The sequence below is a fragment of the Roseibium sp. R5 genome (genome assembly GCF_055755305.1).
Genome location: NZ_CM146910.1, coordinates 2,859,996 through 2,877,169, shown reverse-complemented (window position 1 = coordinate 2,877,169; position 17,174 = coordinate 2,859,996). Strand labels below are relative to the sequence as shown.

Annotated in this window: 14 protein-coding genes; 10 read left to right on the top strand and 4 right to left on the bottom strand. The window is 54.5% G+C overall.

Features of this window, described 5'->3' with window-relative positions; all coding sequences use genetic code 11:
* The first annotated feature begins 112 nt into the window (after positions 1-112).
* The 4 genes from AC0J4F_RS13365 (at position 113) to AC0J4F_RS13350 (ending at position 4,551) form a co-directional block, all read left to right on the top strand.
* A complete protein-coding gene (locus AC0J4F_RS13365; protein WP_473023714.1) occupies positions 113-904 on the top strand; it encodes a substrate-binding periplasmic protein in 792 nt (263 codons plus the stop codon).
* Positions 905-1,148: 244 nt separating this feature from the next.
* Complete coding sequence (locus AC0J4F_RS13360; protein WP_473023713.1) at positions 1,149-3,365, top strand: NADP-dependent isocitrate dehydrogenase; 2,217 nt, start codon at positions 1,149-1,151, stop codon at positions 3,363-3,365.
* Positions 3,366-3,499: 134 nt separating this feature from the next.
* On the top strand, positions 3,500-3,832 hold the full coding sequence (locus AC0J4F_RS13355) for a PAS domain-containing protein (protein ID WP_473023712.1): 333 nt from the start codon (positions 3,500-3,502) through the stop codon (positions 3,830-3,832).
* 8 nt (positions 3,833-3,840) lie between these two features.
* Complete coding sequence (locus AC0J4F_RS13350; RefSeq protein ID WP_473023711.1) at positions 3,841-4,551, top strand: HAD family hydrolase; 711 nt, start codon at positions 3,841-3,843, stop codon at positions 4,549-4,551.
* A gap of 30 nt (positions 4,552-4,581) precedes the next feature.
* Here AC0J4F_RS13350 and AC0J4F_RS13345 read toward each other — a convergent pair whose 3' ends face one another.
* A complete protein-coding gene (locus AC0J4F_RS13345; RefSeq protein ID WP_473023710.1) occupies positions 4,582-6,411 on the bottom strand; it encodes a putative bifunctional diguanylate cyclase/phosphodiesterase in 1,830 nt (609 codons plus the stop codon).
* Between the two features lie 732 nt (positions 6,412-7,143).
* On the opposite strand from AC0J4F_RS13345, the gene AC0J4F_RS13340 reads away from it, so the two are divergent.
* The 4 genes from AC0J4F_RS13340 to AC0J4F_RS13325 all read left to right on the top strand — a co-directional run bounded on the left by AC0J4F_RS13340 (position 7,144) and on the right by AC0J4F_RS13325 (position 11,975).
* Positions 7,144-7,794 carry a TetR/AcrR family transcriptional regulator gene (locus tag AC0J4F_RS13340; RefSeq protein WP_133946663.1) on the top strand — a complete coding sequence of 217 codons (651 nt, stop codon included), beginning with the start codon at positions 7,144-7,146 and terminating at the stop codon, positions 7,792-7,794.
* 85 nt (positions 7,795-7,879) lie between these two features.
* On the top strand, positions 7,880-8,899 hold the full coding sequence (ilvC, locus tag AC0J4F_RS13335) for a ketol-acid reductoisomerase (protein ID WP_008194118.1): 1,020 nt from the start codon (positions 7,880-7,882) through the stop codon (positions 8,897-8,899).
* Between the two features lie 357 nt (positions 8,900-9,256).
* Positions 9,257-10,483 (top strand): GGDEF domain-containing protein, encoded by a 1,227-nt coding sequence (locus AC0J4F_RS13330; RefSeq protein ID WP_473023709.1) that lies wholly within the window; start codon positions 9,257-9,259, stop codon positions 10,481-10,483.
* A gap of 331 nt (positions 10,484-10,814) precedes the next feature.
* Complete coding sequence (locus tag AC0J4F_RS13325) at positions 10,815-11,975, top strand: GGDEF domain-containing protein (RefSeq protein ID WP_133946662.1); 1,161 nt, start codon at positions 10,815-10,817, stop codon at positions 11,973-11,975.
* Positions 11,976-12,010: 35 nt separating this feature from the next.
* On the opposite strand, the gene AC0J4F_RS13320 is transcribed toward AC0J4F_RS13325, so the two are convergent.
* Genes AC0J4F_RS13320 through AC0J4F_RS13310 form a run of 3 tightly spaced genes read right to left on the bottom strand, consistent with a single transcriptional unit; the run spans position 12,011 to position 14,665 of the window.
* Positions 12,011-12,901: a D-alanyl-D-alanine carboxypeptidase family protein gene (locus tag AC0J4F_RS13320; RefSeq protein ID WP_473023708.1), complete on the bottom strand. Its 891-nt coding sequence runs from the start codon at positions 12,899-12,901 to the stop codon at positions 12,011-12,013.
* Between the two features lie 30 nt (positions 12,902-12,931).
* Entirely contained in the window at positions 12,932-13,693 is a 762-nt protein-coding gene (locus AC0J4F_RS13315) for an ABC transporter permease (protein WP_209178550.1), read from the bottom strand.
* 45 nt (positions 13,694-13,738) lie between these two features.
* Complete coding sequence (locus AC0J4F_RS13310) at positions 13,739-14,665, bottom strand: ABC transporter ATP-binding protein (RefSeq protein ID WP_473023707.1); 927 nt, start codon at positions 14,663-14,665, stop codon at positions 13,739-13,741.
* Positions 14,666-14,910: 245 nt separating this feature from the next.
* Between AC0J4F_RS13310 and AC0J4F_RS13305 the strand changes: the two genes are divergently transcribed.
* Together AC0J4F_RS13305 and AC0J4F_RS13300 are read left to right on the top strand one after the other, a co-directional pair.
* A complete protein-coding gene (locus AC0J4F_RS13305) occupies positions 14,911-15,813 on the top strand; it encodes a pirin family protein (protein WP_473023706.1) in 903 nt (300 codons plus the stop codon).
* Positions 15,814-15,882: 69 nt separating this feature from the next.
* Positions 15,883-17,034, top strand: coding sequence for a GNAT family N-acetyltransferase (locus AC0J4F_RS13300; RefSeq protein WP_473023705.1), 1,152 nt, complete (start codon positions 15,883-15,885; stop codon positions 17,032-17,034).
* The last annotated feature ends 140 nt before the right edge of the window (positions 17,035-17,174 follow it).

Sequence of the window (17,174 nt, the reverse complement as noted above, 5' to 3'; positions counted from 1 at the left end):
AACAAACAGGCAATAAACCAAAACCTCGTGTTTTTTGCTTTAGCTCAACACTCTCTTATTCTTCCTCTGAGAGAGTACGATCTGGTTCTATTAGCTATCAAAGAAGGATGCCATGCACCGTGCGGCAATCATTCCAGCTATAGTAATGGGGTTTGCGATTGGACTTGTGCCAATAACGGCAGCTTCTCAAGAGTGCCCCCGCGGCGGCACACTGATCGCTGGCGCAGGTGATTACCGGCCCTACAACATTGTCGAAGATGGAGAAGTCCGGGGCATGGACTTCGAGATCATTGAGACAATCCTCGACAAGCTCGGCTGTGATCTTGTGAAAGTACCCCTGCCCTGGACCCGACACCTCAATGCCTTGCGCAACGGCACGGTAGACATCGCCACACCCGTTACTAAGACACCTGAACGTGAGGCGTTTGCACATTTCTCAGCGCCCTACATTAAAGCCGACGAAGTGCTGTTCGTGCGGGCAGAAAACGTCGATACCTATGAAAGCCTCGGCGACTTCTTCCAAAACGATAAACGGTTGGGTGTGGTACGGGACTATGCTTATGGGGGTTCGTTCCCAGCACTGTCGGACGCCTATCCGCACCTCATCGAGACGACGGACAGCCTGGAACTGAACCTCAAGCAGCTTGAGCTCGGCCGGGTCGATGCGATTTTGGGGGAGATTTATGTGGTCACATCCGCGATCCAGTCTCTCCACCTTTCGAAAATAATCAAACCAACAGAAGTGATTGTCGCGTCAGAGCCAAATTACATCATGTTCAGCAAGAAAAGCGTTTCGGAAGGCTTCGTCGCCGAGTTCTCCAAAGAACTGCAAACCATGCAGGAGAACGGCGAGTTCGATCGCATCACGGCGCGCTACAAGGACAACGGCGGCGCAATCAACTGATTGAGAAAACGGGTTGAACCAGCTCCCAGTGGCTGATGGAAACAAATGGCATACTGGCATCTGTTTTCCTTCCGCCAATTGCGTTTTTCGTCCTGTTTGCTAGAACACCCACGGCTTTTGCGGCCTTCGCCTTTATGAGGGCTGGCAATTGATTGCGTACAATTGTATACGCTCTTCGAACTCCGTCCGGAGGCGCCTCCCTGCCCCGGCAGATCCCGTTGGACCATCAGGAAACGTGAGCAACATGGCCGATATTATCTACACCAAGGTTGACGAAGCGCCGGAACTGGCATCAGCTTCCTTCCTTCCGATCATCCGCTCCTTCACCAAGGCCGCCGGCCTGACCATCGGCACCAAGGACATCTCCCTTGCCGGCCGGATCCTGGCAACGTTTCCCGATTTTCTGACCGATGAACAGAAGCAGTCGGATGATCTCGCGCTCCTTGGCGATATGGTGAAGCAGCCGGACGCCAACGTCATCAAGCTGCCGAACATCTCCGCCTCGCAGCCACAGCTGAATGCAGCCATCAAGGAGCTGCAAAACCAGGGCTACAAGCTTCCGGATTACCCATCTGATCCAGCAAACGATACGGAAAAAGACATCAAGGCGCGATACGACGGAATCAAGGGCTCTGCCGTGAACCCGGTTCTGCGCGAAGGCAACTCAGACCGCCGCGCACCGAAAGCGGTCAAGGAATACGCCAAGAAGAACCCGCATCGCATGGGCGCCTGGGCGTCTTCTTCCAAGACGCATGTTGCGACAATGGGCGAGAACGACTTCCGCTCCAATGAGAAGTCCATCACTGTTTCCGCAGCTCAAGCCGGCACCGCCAAGATCGTCTTTGCTGCCAAGGATGGTTCCGAGACCGTTCTCAAAGGCGACTGGCCACTGGAAGACGGTGATGTCATTGACGGCACCTACATGAGCGTCAAGGCGCTCAGCGCATTTCTGGAAAAGGAAATCCAGGACGCCAAGGATCAGGGCATCCTGTTCTCGCTGCACATGAAGGCAACCATGATGAAGGTCTCCGACCCGATCATCTTCGGTGTCTGTGTAAAGGCGTTCCTGAAAGACGTCTTCGAGAAGCATGCGGCCACGTTCACTGAACTCGGCGTCAACCCGGATCTCGGCATCGGCGACCTCGAAGCCAAGGTAGCCACCCTGCCCGCCGACAAGGCGGCAGAAATCCAGGCGGACATCAAGGCCGCGCTTGACAACGGCCCGGCCATGTACATGGTGAACTCCGACAAGGGCATCACCAACCTGCACGTTTCTTCGGACGTCATCATTGATGCCTCCATGCCGGCTCTCATCCGCGCAGGCGGCAAGGGCTGGGGCCCGGACGGCAACGAGGGTGACGCCAAGTGCGTGATCCCGGACAGTTCCTATGCTGGCGTTTATTCTGCCGTCATCAATTTCTGTAAGGAAAACGGTGCCCTCGACCCGGCAAAAATGGGCACAGTGCCGAATGTCGGCCTGATGGCCCAAAAGGCCGAGGAATATGGCTCCCACCCGCAGACCTTCAAGGCACCAAGCGACGGCACGATCAAGGTCGTCAGCGCATCCGGCGAAACCCTGATTGAGCATGCAGTTGAAGGTGGTGACATCTGGCGCGCATGCCGGACCAAAGACGCGCCAATCCGCGACTGGGTGAAACTCGGCGTCAACCGCATGCGCCTGTCCGGTATGCCGGGCGTCTTCTGGCTGAACTCAGAACGCGCACACGATGCGGAGCTGATCAAAAAGGTGGAAGCCTATCTGCCGGATCACGACACATCCGGCCTCGACTACCGCATCCTGGCCCCGACCGAGGCCGCGAAATACTCCACCGAACGTATTGCCCGCGGCGAAGACACGATCTCCATCACCGGCAACGTACTGCGGGACTACCTGACCGATCTTTACCCGATCCTGGAAGTCGGTACGTCTGCAAAGATGCTCTCCATCGTTCCGCTCATGAACGGCGGCGGCCTGTTTGAGACAGGTGCTGGTGGTTCTGCGCCGAAACACGTTCAGCAGCTGCAGGAAGAAAACTACCTGCGCTGGGATTCTCTGGGTGAGTTCTGTGCGCTTGGCGCCTCTCTGGAGCACCTTGCAAACGTCAAGGGCAACGCCAAGGCCCAGGTTCTGGCTGATGCGCTCGACAAGGCAATCGAAGGCCTGCTTGACAACAACAAGTCACCGGCCCGGAAGGTCGGCGGCCTCGACAACCGCGGCAGCCACTTCTACATCGCGCTTTATTGGGCACAGGCTCTAGCCGCTCAGGATCAGGATGCGGATCTGAAGGCCCAGTTCGCTCCGATCGCCGAAGCCTTGTCCTCGAGCGAAAACAAGATTGTAGGGGAACTCAACGGCATCCAGGGCTCTCCTGCCGACACCGGCGGCTACTACCATGCCCCGCAGGCGAAAGTCGACGCCGTGATGCGCCCAAGCGCGACGCTGAACGGCATCATCGGCTGAGGCGAATAAGCCAAATTTAAAGATACAAAAGGCGGTCCAAGTGGCTGCCTTTTTCTTTGCGTTCAAAGGATCCCGTGTCACCTTCTGACAGCGCCTTTTCGATAGCGCCGAAAGAGAACCGCAGGGAGGATAAAATGAATGCTGCAGATCTGAAGATCATGAACTCGATGCCAGTGATCTTTTGGGCAAAAGACGAAGATGGGGTCTACATCTTCGGCAACGACACCATCAACGAATTCGGCGGCGGCGTTGTTGGCAAGACCGACCATGAACTCCCGTGGGCAGACACCGCGGATGAGCTCGTAGCCCATGACAAAAAGGTTCTTGCAGCGGGAAAACCTGGCTATATGCATGAATTCGTTCACAAGTCCTCCAAAGGTGAAGCGACCCTCAACGTATGCAAATGGCCAGGTGAACTTGACGGCGTTCGCTGCACCTTCGGCATTTCCTTCATCATCGAGGACTAACCAGCTTCATGGCCTGTACAGTCAAGGCGATCCTCTTCGACAAAGACGGCACGTTGCTGGACTTTGATGCGACTTGGGCAACACCACAGGAACAGGCAGCTGCATTCGCGGCAAACGGCGACGAGCTCTTGTCGAAGCGTTTGCTGGTTGCCGGTGGGATGGATCCGGGGACACGGAAAACTGCGGCTGGCAGCCTGTTTGCTGCCGGTAACGCTCTGGAGATTGCAGAGGCTTTCATAAACGACGGCGCACCGCGCACCCTTGAGCATCTGACATCGGTGTTGGACCGGATATTTCTGGAAGGGATGCAAAAGGCCAAATTGCTGCCGGAGCTCGAAGCATCGCTCCGCGAACTGCACAACGCTGGATATATCCTGGGGGTTGCAAGCAGCGACAGTGAGGCGTCTATCGCCACCTTTCTGCGCGCCACCGGTGTTATAGACCTGTTTTCATTCATCGCCGGCTATGACAGCGGTCATGGGCACAAGCCCGGCCCCGGCATGGTCAAAGCGTTTTCCGGAACCACCGGCATCCCAGTCAGCCAGATCGCAGTCGCCGGCGACAACACGCACGATCTGGAAATGGCAGCAAGCGCCGGAGCGGGTCTGAAGATCGGTGTCCTATCCGGCACAGGAACCGCAGCCGACCTCAGCCCTCTCGCCGATCTCATCCTCGAAAGCTGTGCGGACCTCTCAGAGCAGGTGCTTGTCCGCCCGTGATCTCACACGAGTTGGTGGTCAGCGCGACACCTAGTGCAGCACGGACGCAACTTCTGTTCTGACGGCACCGACGGACTGTGCCAGGATCATGGCGCGATATTCCGGAAAGGCCACAGCCGGGCTCCAAAGATACCCTTGTCCCAAAGTGCCGCCCCAAGCCTTCAGGTAGTCCTTTTGAAGCGGCGTCTCGATGCCTTCCGTCACTGTGTCGAGATTAAGCTGGTGAGCCATCAGGAAAATCAGTTCCACAATGGTCCGGCGATCCGCACATGTCGCAATATCCATGATGAAGGAGCGGTCGATCTTCAAAGTGTCGAAGGGCATGTTTGCCAGACTGCTGAGGCAGGAATACCCCGTCCCGAAATCATCAATGGCGAATTTGATACCTTGTTCCCGGATGGGGCGAATGCGATCCAGAACAGTGTCTGAGTAATCCATGAGGCTGGACTCGGTGATTTCCAACTCGACCTTTTCCGTCGAGACGCCACTTTCGCTGACGGTTCCAATTGTCTCTTCGATAAAGGTTTCTTCCTGAAATTGCGCCGGGGACACGTTCACAGCCACCGAGGTTTCTAGCCCTTCATTGTGGAGGTGCTTGGTATCGTGAAGCGCTTTTTGCAAGACGAACCGGCCAATGAGTGCAATCAACCCCCGTTCTTCGGCGATCGGAATAAACTTCGCAGGCGAGACATGCCCAAGGACTTCATCATTCCACCGGAGCAAGGCTTCCGATCCCACGATCCTGCCATTTTCCGGGATGACTTTTGGCTGGTAAAAAACCTCCAGGCCACCCGTATCAACCGCATGCCGCAGACGATCGGCAATCAGTTCGCGCTCATTGGCCTGTGTTCTGAGCGCTTCACTGTAGGAAACCGCCCGGCCCCGGCTTGCCGACTTTGCCTGATACATCGCCAGATTGGCGTTCTTCATAACCTCTTCAGCAGTATCACCTTGTTCCGGGTACGTCACAAAGCCGGCACTTGCACTCACTGAAAGAGACATGCTCCCGATCTGCACCGGCCTGCTCAGAAGCCGGAGTACGGTTTCTGACACCTCGGTCAATTGGTCCGGATCTGTGAGACCGGGAAGGATCGCGACAAACTCGTCTCCGGAGAAACGGGCCAACGCAGGTGCATTCTTGGTGTGCGGATGGGCGACCTTGTCGAGCAACCTGCCGAGGCGTGCCGCAAGCTGCCGCATGACCTCATCACCAACACGGTGGCCATGCATATCGTTGATAAGCTTGAACCGATCAAAACCAACATAAAGAACCGCGCCTTCCGCACCCGGTTTGTGGTCGATCATTGTCGCGGCCAGCTTGTCCAACTTGGCGCGATTGGCCAGTCCCGTGATCATGTCGGTATAAGCAAGCCGTTCGATCTCTACGATGTTGGATCGCTGGGTCTGGAGCATATGGCGAAATGCAGCTTGTAAATCTCCAACTTCCCCCGGCGCGTCAGTCTCAAGATCGCAGTCAAGATAGCCTTCGGTTGCCTCTTTCGCCGCTTGGGTAACCTCGCTGATCCCGGCGGTGGCCTTGTACATCAGCCAGCCAAGAGCCGGAATGAACGCGAATGCAACGACGCCCAATAGAGCGGCCACCTGCCACAGCGTGTTGTAGAAGATGCCAGCAATCTCAGCCTTAGAAACGCGGACGAGCACACTGCCGACAGCCGTTCCATTCCGAAAGACAGGAAGGACGTAGTCGATCGAACCGTCGGTTTCCAAGAGATTGGCCGCGCCATTCTGTGCAGCGTTGAACGCGTATTCGTTGAACTGGACTTCGCTTGTTGGCGCTGCCGACATGAAATCGCTTGCAAATTCCTGCCCAAACCGGCTGTAGGCCTTTGCTGCGGTCACGTGATCATCTTTGGCAACCGCATTCAGCAGCCGCTCCATCTCACCGTAATTTTTGTTTTCGATTTCACGAGCGGAGATGTTAGCAACGAATTCCGCTTTTTGCCGTGCGTCTCGCTCAAGTCGTTCTGTTATGCCCGACACTTGAGAGTAATAGCTGATGCCTATGAAAAAGAAGGAAAATCCTAGGATTCCGCACACTGCATACAGTGTTGACCTGACAAACACCCGCCTCAGGACATTTTGGCCTGCCGCTATGAAACTCACCGGCATCCGGACCCCCAACAAAACTCAGCCGTTCTGGCATCTACGCGTTCTTGGATGATCTCATCGGGATTAATTCAACAAATAATGAATATCGGCAGCAGAATGCACGCTTTTGCACTTTGTCATGAAGTATGCCGACGTCACTGGTTAGAAAAAGTTGAACACACTGCCCAACACTAGTTGTTTCGCCAATGTCAACGCTACGGAAGAAACCTAAGATCTCTTTTTAGGACGAGGAAATGGCGCGCGCACTCTCTGGCACCCGCACTTGATGCGTTAATACTACTGCACTTGCGCCCACACGCTTTTACGCTTCAAAAAACTCCGAGAATTTTTCAGAAGAACCTGATCGAAGTTTCTCCTTGACCCTGCCTGATCACTTTGCCATAACCACCATCCGAACCGTACCGTACGGTTCTTGCAAAAATCACAGAGCCCCGCCCGTACCCAACAGTTGACTGAAGCCAAATGCCTGCCGCCAGTTTTGACATCGCCACTTCCCGCCCGGACGCTGCACCAGAGTTCTCGCCGCGCCAGCAAGTGGTCTTGCAACATGCGCTGACGCTTTTGGTTGAAGGCGGTGAAAAAGCCCTGACAACTGCCGGCCTTGCGCGCACGGCAAGCTGCTCCAAGGAGAGCCTCTACAAATGGTTCGGCGACCGGGATGGCTTGCTCGCAGCCGTCGTCGCCTATCAGGCGAGCCAGGTGCAGTTTCCTTCAGAAAGCGGTGCCACAGCTGATCCGGACACGTTCCGCGCCCACGTCACAGCTTTTGTCGAGGCCTTGCTCGCCGTCCTGTTTTCGGAAAGCTCATTGGCCCTGAACCGGCTCTCGATCGGGCAGTCGAACACCAATTCCAACCGTCTCGGCCAACTTTTGCTTGTCCGCGGCAAACACATGATTTCAGCCCGCGCGCGCAACATGCTTGAGACCGGCCGGCGCCACGGGCTCTTGAAATTCGACGATGCGGAGGACGCCTACCAGGTTCTCTACGGCCTGGCGATCCGCGATGTCCATATCCGTCTTCTTCTCGGCGAGACCGCAAGTGCTGCCGAGAAGGATCTGAAAAGCCAGGCAAAAACAGCCGTGGCCCGATTTTATCAACTGTTCGGGGCCTGACGCCCGGACGGAGGAAACAAAGAACATCAGGCCCGGATCAAAGCAGATCCGGTCTTGATCATCATCTCAAGGAAAGGGAATTCCCATGCGTGTCTATTACGATCGTGATGCTGATCTGAACCTCATCAAGTCCAAGAAGGTTGCCGTCATCGGCTACGGCTCCCAGGGCCGGGCCCATGCCATGAACCTGAAGGACAGCGGCCAGAAGGAAATCGTTGTTGCTCTGCGCGCCGGTTCAACCACGGCACTGAAAGCAGAAGCTGATGGCTTCAAGGTCATGACGGTTGCAGAAGCTGCCGCATGGGCCGACTTGATGATGATGGCGACCCCGGACGAACTGCAGGCCGACATCTACAAGGACCACATCGCCGACAACATCCGCGACGGTGCCGCGATCGCTTTCGCCCACGGCCTTAATGTTCATTTCGGCCTGATTGAGCCGAAGTCCACGGTCGATGTCCTAATGGTTGCGCCGAAGGGCCCAGGCCACACAGTGCGCGGCGAATACCAGAAAGGCGGCGGTGTCCCGTGCCTTATCGCCGTTCACCAGGATGCATCCGGCAACGCGCATGACCTTGGCCTGTCCTACGCCTGTGGCGTTGGCGGCGGCCGCTCCGGCATCATCGAAACAACTTTCAAGGAAGAGTGTGAAACCGACCTCTTCGGCGAACAGGCCGTTCTCTGTGGTGGTCTGGTTGAACTGATCCGCGCTGGTTTCGAAACTCTGGTTGAAGCTGGTTACGCCCCGGAAATGGCTTACTTCGAGTGCTTGCACGAAGTGAAGCTGATCGTCGACCTGATCTATGAAGGCGGCATCGCCAACATGAACTACTCCATCTCCAACACCGCTGAGTGGGGCGAATATGTCACCGGTCCGCGCATTGTAACGCCGGAAACCAAGGCGGAGATGAAGCGCGTTCTGGAAGACATCCAAAACGGCAAGTTCACCTCCGATTGGATGCAGGAGTACCGCGCTGGCGCTGCGAAGTTCAAGGCAACCCGCCGTTTGAACGACGCACACCAGATCGAGGAAGTTGGCGAAAAACTTCGCGGCATGATGCCCTGGATCAAGTCCAACGCCCTCGTCGACAAGACCAAAAACTAAGGCTCTGCCCGCGTTGGACTTGTCCATGACCAGAAAAACCTCAGCGTTCGCCAAAGGCGAAACGCGGGGGGATCAAGTCCAACGCTCTCGTCGACAAGACCAAAAACTAAGGTCTACGTGACTGAGAATTCAAAAGCCCCGCTGGAAACAGCGGAGCTTTTCATTAAGCCCGCGGGAGACACGCACATTTCGGAAGTCTGCGCTGCCGACGTATTTTTGAGCAGTTGGCGTAAGAAAACGCTTTCACCGATTACACTTTGATGAAATTTTGGCTGGCAGAGATAATTGGCCGGAAACCCGCTCTGCCCTAGAGTAAGAACAAGCGCCTCGGATAAAAATCCCGGAGACCGATTTTTCATGACGCCATTGCCACTGTTTTCGGCAAACATGCTCCTGTTGTCGGTCTTCGCCATTTCTTTTTTGGCCATTTCCTTCAGTGCGCGTCCAAACACGCATTGGCGAAGCTGGGCGGCTGCCAACGCATTGTCGGTCGGCGCCCTCGCAGCATTTGCAAGTCTTCCAGTCCTGCCGGTGATTGCGACTTACTTGCTGCCCAATGTTCTCCTGCTAACCGGGTTTGGATTTCACCTGCACGCTGCGCGCAGTCTCAAAAAAGCGGGCACCCCGTTCGGCCTCATGATCGCGCCCGTGGGCATCTACGCGATCATAGCCGCCCTGGCATACGCTTTTGAGGTGTATGCCCTCGCCTATATAGCTTCCAACCTGCTATTTGCAGCGCTTTGCGTTGCCGTCGCTGTGACTTATGGCTCAGCTTCGTTCCGTGGCCTCGTTTCCAGTTTCCCCCTGATCGTTGCGTTTGGACTGTTGGCCTTGGAGGCTGGCGTCCGGCTCCTGAATGGCCTTTTGGCCGAAGGCCCATTGGGTCCCGGTATGATTGAAGATGGAACAGTCAACATTCATCTGATGATTTCGCTCATGTTCGTTGCCATATCCGGCGCATTCTTTATGGCGATTTCATTTGAGCAGCTGGCGCGCAACAATCATGAAGACGCCCGGCGGGATCCATTGACCGGGACCTTTAACCGCCGGGAGTTCCTGCGGCGCCTGGAGGGCCAACTTCAGCCTGCAACCGGAACACATTTTGGTCTGATACAATTTGATTTGGACCATTTCAAACAGGTCAACGACCGGTTTGGCCATGTGGCCGGCGACGAAGCGTTGGTAAAGGTCTGCCAGGCGATCCGCCACCATCTGCGCCGCAGCGATTGTTTCGCGCGCCTTGGCGGCGAGGAATTCGGCCTTCTTCTGCCCAATGTTGGCCGGGAAGATGCGCTCATGATCGCAGAGCGAATCCGCAAACTGGTTGAAAACGAGTCCTATGATTTTGCACCGGAAGGCTTTCAAATCACCATTTCTGGCGGCATGTATCACGGCATCGGCGAGGGCCTGACACCAACAGATCTATTCAAGATCGTGGACGCCGGTCTTTACACGTCAAAGAATACAGGCCGCAACCGGATCACCATGGCCGTTCAAGAGACAGAAACGCCAAATTTTTCCAGTGAATTGATGCAAATCGACGGCCTCAGCCAACCTGGAAATGAGCTTCAGTCAGCCGTGTGAATTCAGTGTTTGCTGGTCCGTGCAGTGACAGACATTGATAGACTTTCTACGAAGCCAGACAATTTTGCGATAGCCGCTCTGTCTTGGCGGCACAAGACACCAATAGTGACAAAGCCGTGCTGACTAAAAAGGGCTGCAGAGTGGAAGTTCGTACGCAGACTGCGTCCAGCAGTTAAATGATTTTTACTGAAACTCGCCTTCGCACTAGAAGTCCCAAACAATCAAATCGCAATTCTTACACCTTAAAATACTTTTCGTTTGAAGTGTTTCTTTAACTGAATCACAGTTTATCTAGATTTGCCGGCACAGAAATAATCCTGAGTGCGACTTGATGATACTGAATATTCCGACGCTCTTTGCTGTCAACGTTCTTTGTAGCGTTATATTTTTTATCGCCACGCTCATCGCCGGATATGTTGAACCAAAACGGAGTTTCTGGCGCAGCTGGACATTCTGTTTCGGCTTTGGAACCGTTTCGCTAATTTTCTCGACAGTCGGATTTGCCTACAGCCAGTTTGCAGCTTTGCAAATCGGCAACTTTTTACTCTTTCCGACATTTTATTTCTACGTCGAGGGAATGGCACGTCTGGCAAACAAAAGTGTTTCGCGGACATTCCTTTATATCGGGACCCTATTGGCCGCTTGCGCTGCATTTTATTCCTTCACAGAACAGCAAAGCCAATACACAGATACATTGAACCAGATCACCGTTGTCGTCAGCTGTATTTTCTGCATACGCCTCCTTTTGACATCCCCATTACAAGAACAAACATCCCGGTATGGATTTTTGTTCTCTGCCGTGCTTCACAGTAGTATTTCTGCATTTCACCTAATACACATAATATTTTCACCTTGGAACGAAATCGAAGATGAAATACACGCCGGCATACTAACAACACATCTTTTAGTTGGTATCATTTTCACTGTTTTAAACGGAACATTTCTCTTTGCGTTTGTTCATGAGCGGATAGCTCGTGATAACCGCGAAGAAGCGTTGCGAGATCCGTTAACAAACGCCTTCAACCGACGGGCGTTTGATCAGTTCCTAAAGTTGCTGCTGGCCCGGAAGGATCCTGAACCATTTGCACTATTCCAGTTCGACCTGGATCACTTCAAATCAGTGAACGACAAATACGGTCACCCGGCAGGCGATCAGGTTCTTATCGAGTTTGTAAGCCTGTTAAAAAGCATGACACCAAAACCAAGGTTTGTGGCCCGTCTTGGCGGCGAAGAATTTGCTGTGATAGCAAGCAATACAACGAGAGAGCAGACGGAACGTACAGCGGAACGTATTCGCCAGTCGCTTCAAGACATGTCTGTTCAACTGGGAACCGGGCAAAAAATAAATGTCACCACTTCAATTGGCGTATACTTCGGCCTTAGCAATCGCCCCTATACCGAACTGCTGTCAGCTGTAGACCAAAGCCTATATGCAGCTAAGAAATCCGGCCGCAATCAGACGATTATGACGGACTGCAGCCAAGCTGGATGATGCTTTTTTTGGTCTATAGACTCTTCTAAACCAGTTCAAAAATGAGCTTCGATCAGCCGTGTGACTTCGGCATCGCGAGCCTGCTCCGATTTACCGCCCATGACTACAACAATCAGTTGCTTGCCGCCGCGGCGGACTGTGGCGACGAGATTGTAGCCAGACATGCGCACGTATCCGGTTTTCAAACCATCAACGCCCTGGACCTTGCCCAAGAGATTGTTGGTCGCCCGGAATGACCGCCCATTGTAGGTGAACGACTGAGACCGGTAATAACTGGCATATTGCGGAAACCGGCGCTTCAGCGCGAGGCCAAGCTTTGCCATGTCCCGTGCTGTGGTCACTTGCGCCGGATCTGGAAGGCCGGTGGCATTGACAAAACGGGTGCGCGACAGGCCCAGCGCACGGGCCTTTTGGGTCATTTCACGCGCAAAAGCGGCTTCACTGCCGGCGAGGTTTTCAGCAACGGCCACGCCAACATCATTGGCGGACTTGACGGCCAGTGCCCGGGCCGCCTGCTCGACCGTAATCGTGCTGCCGGCTTTCAGGCCAATCTTGGCCGGTGGCTGGGACGCTGCGTTTGCCGAAATATTCAAGGGGCTCGACAACCGGTTTTCGCCGGAACTGACGCTCTCAAACAGCATGTATAGCGTCATCATCTTTGTGAGGGACGCCGGGAAGCGCGGGGCATCTGCGTTGACAGCATAGAGTTCCTGGCCCGTTGCGGCATTCAGCACAAGGGCCGAGAAGCCCCGCTCCTGAGCGGTTGCCGGTGCATAGCTGACAACCGGCAAAGACGCGGTCTGAACCGCTGCAGACTGACCGGAAGGTGTGCCAGATTGCGAAGGCGCACCTGCCGTTTGACAGGCAGCCAAAAACGCCGCCAGCACCACCGCCGAAAGACTGCGCAAAAAGCGCGAAGAACTCATAATGCCCCTCAAACTCAACTCGGAGACCCCTTACGGTTTCAGCTTGTAACCCGTTTTAAAGATCCAATGAACAATCGCAAGGGAGACACCCAAAAACAGGAGCGTCATGAAAAGCGAGAGCCAAAGAGAGACGTCGGCCTGGCCGTAAAAACTCCACCGGAATCCTGAAATCAGATAGACGACCGGGTTGATCAACGTCACCTTCTGCCAGACCTCAGGCAACATCGAGATCGAGTAAAAGCTCCCCCCCAGAAAGGCGAGCGGCGTCACGATCAAAAGCGGGACGAATTGCAGCTTCTCGAAATTGTCGGCCCAAATGCCGATGATGAAACCGAGCAGCGCAAACGTGATGGCCGTCAACAAAAAGAAGGCCGCCATCCAGAACGGATGTTGGATTTCAATGTCGACGAAAAAGTTGGCCGTGATCAGTATGATCAAACCAACAACAATCGATTTTGTTGCAGCGGCTCCAACATAGGCGATCGTTATTTCCAAAAATGAGATTGGTGCCGACAACACCTCGAAGATCGTGCCTGTAAACTGCGGGAAATAAATGCCGAAGGAGGCGTTCGACAGGCTCTGCGTCATCAAAGACAGCATGATCAGGCCCGGTACGATAAACGCGCCATACGAGACACCATCCACCTCGCTAATCCGGGATCCGATTGCTGCACCAAATACAACAAAATAGAGAACCGTGGAGATCACCGGTGAGATGATCGACTGCATGATCGTGCGTTTGGTGCGCGCCATTTCGGCGAGATAAATTGCTTTGACCGCTTCAAAATTCATTCGTTTTGTCCTTGCTCAGCGGCAGAAAAGTCAGGTGCATAGGGCTCAGTCTCCCTTTTTCACAAGATCGACGAAAATATCCTCCAGCGAGGACTGATCGGTCTGAAGATCATGGAAATAAACACCGGCTTTTGAAAGATCCGTCAGCAAGGCGGTGATGCCCGTCCGCTCACCTTGCGTGTCGTAGGTATAGGTCAAACTGCTGCCGTCTTCGGACAGCTTGAGATCGTACTTCTGCAGCTCAGGGGGAAGGTTTGTTACCGCGCAACTGAGAGACAGCGTCAACTCCTTGCGGCCGAGCTTTTGCATGAGCCGGTTCTTGTCCTCAACAAGGATGATCTCCCCCTTATTGATGACCCCGACCCGGTCGGCCATCTCTTCCGCTTCTTCAATATAGTGCGTTGTCAGGATGATCGTGACGCCCTTGTCCTTCAGCTCGCCAACGATGCGCCACATGTCGTGGCGCAGTTCCACATCCACCCCTGCTGTCGGCTCATCCAAGAACAGGATCTCCGGCTCATGGGCCAGAGCCTTGGCCACCAAAAGCCGGCGTTTCATACCTCCGGAAAGAGCCATGATCGGGTTTTTGCGCTTATCCCAAAGCGTGAGGTCCTTGAGTATTTTCTCAACCAGGTCCGGGTTTGGTTTCAAACCAAACAGACCCCGGCTCAAGGCCACGGTATCGCCAACCATTTCGAAGGGCGCTGTCGGCATTTCCTGGGGCACCAGACCAATCATTCGCCGCGCCGCGCGGTAGTCTTTGAGTGCATCGTGCCCGCCAACGGTGATACTTCCAGATGTCGGGCGGACGAGACCGCAGATTGTGCTGATTAAGGTCGTTTTGCCGGCACCGTTGGGACCGAGAAGCGCGAAAACCTCACCTTTCTCAATCTCAAGGGACACCGATTTCAGCGCCTGAAACCCGCCATCATAGGTTTTTTCCAGATCTTGGACGGAAAGGATCGGCGTCATGAAAATCTAACCAGTTTTTTGAAATAATTCAGACCGGCAGACTGCGGGTCGTTTGGGCGGGCACACTCGCATGTGGTCCAATCAACTGCAAGATACAAGGCTGGCTCCATCTTGACAGCTCCTGTCAGCAGAGGACCGATGATTGTTTCAAATGGCGAAACGCTGCGTCCAACCGCTCCCCTATGGGTTTCCGAGACAGATCCGCTATTTTTCAAGGCAACACTCAATCAAGTCTGGAAAATGCCATGTCCGTTCGCCCAGTAACCCATATCGGTTCAACCCAGTCCACACTTGAAGGCGCTGGCGTCAAGTTGGAACGGGTCTTCGGTTTTCAAGATCCGGAGATGCTGGATCCGTTTCTGATGATGGACGATTTCCGCAACAACCGCCCTGAAGACTATCTCGCCGGATTTCCCTGGCACCCGCATCGGGGCATTGAGACGATCACTTATGTGCTGAAGGGCACCGTGGAGCATGGCGACAGTCTGGGAAACACAGGCACACTTGGCGCAGGCTCTGTGCAATGGATGACGGCGGGCCGCGGGATCATGCACCAGGAGATGCCCAAGGGGGATGAGACCGGCAAGATGCACGGATTTCAACTCTGGGCCAACCTGCCCTCATCCCTGAAAATGACGGAACCGCGCTACCAGGATATCGAAGGCAAGGACATCCCCGTCGTCGTGGATGATGACGGCACATCCGCACGTGTGATCATTGGCGAGTTTTGGGGCAAGAAGGGTCCTGTCGACGGGATTGCAGCCGACCCGCAGTATCTGGACATTCATGTTCCTGCGGGACGAAAAAAGCGTTTCAAAGTCGATACTTACAAACAGACCTTCGCATACATCTTCGAAGGTTCAGGAAAGTTTGAAGGTGCTTCGGATCCATTTGGCGTGCTGACCGAAAAGGAGTTCGGGGGCGAAGAGCTCAAGATCCGCGACCAGACCGGAGACCGCACGCTGGTCATATTCGGTACGGGCGACGAGATCGTGGTTCATGCCGGTGAGAACGGGATCCGTTTTCTGCTGGTCTCGGGCGCCCCCATCAATGAACCTGTAGCGTGGCACGGTCCGATCGTCATGAACACCCGTGAAGAACTGATGCAGGCGATCACGGAACTCCAGAACGGAACGTTCATCAGGTAGGCCATCAACCGACTTGCAACTTTCACATTCAATCACTACGGCTGTCTGATCATAACTGATTGGACAGCTATGCCTTTGAAACTCCGTGCCGCGCACGCAGACGATGCGTCGGCTCTCACTCAGATCATGCACGATGCAAAGGCCTCTTGGGGGTATCCCGAAGACCTGATGTGCCAGTGGCGTGAGCAGTGGCAAATCACATCGGATATGATCACCGAGCAGGAGATGATTGTTGCCGAAGACGCCGGTCATGCGATCGCTTTTTCCGGACTAAAGCAAAACACGCCTCAATCCGTCACACTCGAGTATCTCTATGTTTCGCCAGGCGCTCAAAAGAAAGGCATAGGCACCCTGCTTCTCCAGCGCAGCGAAGATCGTGCCCGTCAGATTGGTTGTGACAAGGTCACTCTGCGCAGTGAGGTGAATGCAGGCGGTTTTTATGAGCGGAGACAGTACAAGACTGTCGGCCAGGAAGCCAGCAAAATGGCGCCAGGCCGGTTCATGCCCCTGATGGAAAAGACACTTGTGGGCAATGTAGTGCCGATTTCAGAAATCACGCTGTCGGTCTCATCAAACGCTTGGGATTTTGAAACGGGAAATGCCACTGAAATTTCCGCACACTTTGCGGAGCAACAAAGGCGGATCCCGGAGCTTTGGAACGGCAGAACGCTCAAGCTTACCAGTCATTCATTTGACAATGGAGCCCTCACCGGTGTGTGCACGGAATGCTCTTATGCCGCGTTCCTGACTTGGCGGGATTGGGGCGCTCCGGATCTGACAACATTCAACCTCTTCGGCTCGGCGGTCATACGCTCATCGGACGGCGCACTCCTCTACGGTGTCATGTCCGCCCATACAGCAACCGCCGGTCAGATCTACCCACCTGGTGGCAACCTTGATCCGGCTGACGTCGGCCCGACTGGGCTGATCGACATCCGGGGTGCGATCGCGCGGGAACTGAAGGAAGAGACTGGGCTTCGCTTAAATGATCTTGTGCCAGACGACTTGCTGATCGTTTTCGACGGTGCTCGTATCAGCGTTGCGCAAGTTTTCGACAGCGACCGGTCAGCCGAAGCGCTCCGTCATGACATCATCGCACATTCGATGGCCTCAGAGGAAAAGGAGCTTGCTGACATCCGCATCATCCGATCGGGACGAGACCTTACCGATCGTAAGGTCGCCTCCTATGCGAGGGCGCTTGGAAACCATATCTTGCGCTAGACACAAACGCTGGAGCCATGGGAGATCCCGAAAAGGGCTTATCCGAGTGTATCAATTGAAAGACTTTTAGCATTCAGCAACTGAGGACGCCTACCCTTTGTAAACACCAACGCAAGAGCTCAATTGAATAAACCGCCGCC